Raw genomic sequence first — 2,827 nt, 5'->3', positions numbered from 1 at the left:
TGCCAGCGGCTGCCGTCCGGGGCAATAACCGTTGTCAGTTGCTGGCTCTCTTTATCGTACGCGTAGTGCCAGGTGCGGCCTTCGGCGTCGGTGCGTGCGGTCAGCAGGTCGAACGGGCCGAAGGTCTGACGCCACAGCGCGCCGTTGCCGTCCACGTAGCTCAGCAGGTTGTTATGGCGGTCGTACTGGCGCTGCTCTTCCTTGTCATCCGGGCGTATCAGCTGCTCCGGCAGCGTCCAGCTGGCCCGGCGGTAGCCGAGCCGGAAACGGGCACCGTCCGCCCGTTGCCACTGCACCACCCGGTCCTGCCCATCGTAGCGTAACTGCCGGGTGCGGCTCTCGGCGTCGGTGGCGCTCAGCAGCCGCTGGCGGTGGTCGTACTGTAACCGGGCCTGCACCTCACCGGCGGCGTCGCTGACCTGGGTCAGCAGGCCGTAGCGGTTCCAGGTGAATCGGACCTCGCTGGCATCCGGCCCGGTGAGCCGCTCCGGGTTACCCTCGGCGTCATACACCCAGCGCCACTCGCGTCCCAGCGGGTCGGTGACGCCGCACAGCCGCAGCGCGTCGTCGTAGTCGTACTGCCACTGGTGGCCGCTGGCGTCGGTAAAGGTGCTGACCCGCCCGGTATCGTCCAGATAGCCGAATTCGACCACCCGCCCGGCGGGCGAGATTTCCCGCAGCAGATTGCCAACCTCGTCGTAGTCGTAGCGGGTGACGTGACCGAGCGGGGATTGTTCCCAGCTCATCAGGTGCAGGTCGTTAAAGCCGAATTCGCTGCGCTGGCCGAGGCCATCGGTCATCACCACCCGGTCGGGCAGGTAGTCGAAGCGGGCGGTCAGGAAACCGTCGGCGCAGGTGGTGTAGACGCAGCGCCCCTGTGCGTCGTATTCGTAGCGCGCCCAGGTCTGGTCGTTATCGTGCCAGCGGGTCAGCCGGTGGGCGGTGTCGTACTCGTAATAGAGGTGATAGGCGTGGGTGGCGTCCGCTTCCACCAGTCGGCCCTGTTCGTCCTGGCGGTACACGGCCAGCAACGTCTTCTGGCCACCATCGATGCGTTGTATCTGGTGCAGGTACTCGCCCTGCCATACCAGCAGCAGGGTGACGCCGTCGCTGTGGCGCACCTGGCGCAGGTAGCCTTTCGGGTCGCGCACCAGTTCGATGCGGTTGTCGTGGGTATCGTGAATGGCCGACAGCAACCGGCGCTCGCCCTGTACCACGCTAAAATCACGCCAGGTCTGCTGGTCGCGGTGCCACAGGCTGAAACCCTCGCCCCGGCGGTGCAGGGTAAATTCAGGGTAGTGCGGGCAGTACACCGCCTGTACGTCCTGATGGAAGGTAAAATCGATGTCGTAGCCCTGTGCCAGCGTGATGACCACGTGGGTGTTGAGGCCGTCGCGCGTTACCGTCGCCACCTCGCTCCAGCTGTCGTGCCAGCCACGGCCCAGCAGCCCGACATGCCCGGAGGCGGAGCGGTAGGTGCGTTCGAACACCAGCGGCAGCGTCTGGCCCAGTGCGATATCGGTACGGGATTCAATCACCTCGCCGCTGGCGATATAAACCGGGTCCTTGAGGAAACCGCGCACCGCTTCCGTGACACGCGACAGTCCCCTGCTGTTGCGAAACCCCTCACTGGCACATTTAACGGCGCTTTTCAGTCCTTCCAGCGTTTTCAGCGCCCCGGCGCGCATCCCTTTTAGTACCGCCATCGGCCCACGGGTGAACAGTTTCCCCAGCCCCTTGAACATCCCCCGGCTGGGCGGCACCAGAAACTCCACCGCAATCAGCAGCGCGCGTTGCAGCGCGGTAAACTCTTCGGCAATCTCCAGATAGGTGCCCTGCCCGGAGCCGAAAAATACCGTCGAGGCCCCTTCCTTGATAGTGGCGCCACACACGGTTTTATCGTCGATACGGGCGGCTGGCGCGTCGTTCACGAACACCGACTCGCTGCCCTGGGCAATCAGTTGCGGGCTGTTGTGCCGGGTGCAGGCAACGGTATCTTTCGTGGCGCGGGCCACCGGCTGTTTTTCGACAAACACGTTACCCGAGCCCGCCATCACCGGTCCGAACGATGGCGAGCCGCTGTCCACCATCGCCGACACCTTGCTGGACACCGCGTCTATCAGCCCACCCAGCAGGCTGACCGCACCAAATCCGGCGGCCAGTTTTACCACCCCCACCACCAGCGCCGCCCCCATTCCACCCGTGCCAATCGCCGCAACGGCGATAGCACCCGCCACGGCCGCAGCGGCGGTAAATACGGCGGCCGCCACCAGCGCCCCGGCCACGGCACCCGCCAGTGCCCCCAGGAAGCTCTTGTGCTTGATGGTCTTGCCCGGCGAGGTCGGCGGTTTACCCTGACAGGGTTGCGGCCGGTCGGCGGGCGGGTTGGGACGGTTTCCGGCGTGCATGGCCCCCACCCGGGCCACCCGGCTCAGAATATCGTTGAGCATCGTGACTCCCTTCAGGACGCGGCTTTAAATGTCTCGATGACCGCCAGCAACGCGGTTTTTTGTTCATCCTTCAGTTCACCGGCGGCGGTAACGGTAAAGGTCAGCAGCAGCTCGCCGCGCACCTGCATCACCACCACCTGGTGCATGGGGCCTTCCGGCGAGCGCCAGCTGTACTCCAGCCCGCGTGCGGGTTGACCATCCAGCGTCAGTTCCCAGGCGGCGCGCTCCTGATAGCCTTTCAGGTGGGCGGAAAACTGTGACAGCGTCTGTTCATAGACGGTGTCCGGCGACAGGCCGAACTCAATCGGTGTGCGGTTGACCACCAGATTGGCGGTATCGCCCGGCAGCACAAACACGTGCAGCGACTCGTCGCGCCA

2 protein-coding genes are annotated in these 2,827 nt (G+C 65.1%); both read right to left on the bottom strand.

Annotated features, from left to right (window positions below; all coding sequences use genetic code 11):
* Positions 1-2,450 (bottom strand): DUF6531 domain-containing protein (locus FAZ14_RS20150; protein ID WP_194287088.1); only part of this gene is annotated, 2,450 nt, incomplete at its 3' end.
* Between the two features lie 11 nt (positions 2,451-2,461).
* A partial coding sequence (locus FAZ14_RS20145; protein ID WP_153509098.1) for a DUF1795 domain-containing protein occupies positions 2,462-2,827 on the bottom strand: 366 nt, incomplete at its 5' end.

Source organism: Dickeya oryzae (genome assembly GCF_009372235.1).
Lineage (GTDB): Bacteria > Pseudomonadota > Gammaproteobacteria > Enterobacterales > Enterobacteriaceae > Dickeya > Dickeya oryzae.
Note: the sequence above shows the minus strand (reverse complement) of the source record. Positions and strands in the feature narration are given on the sequence as shown.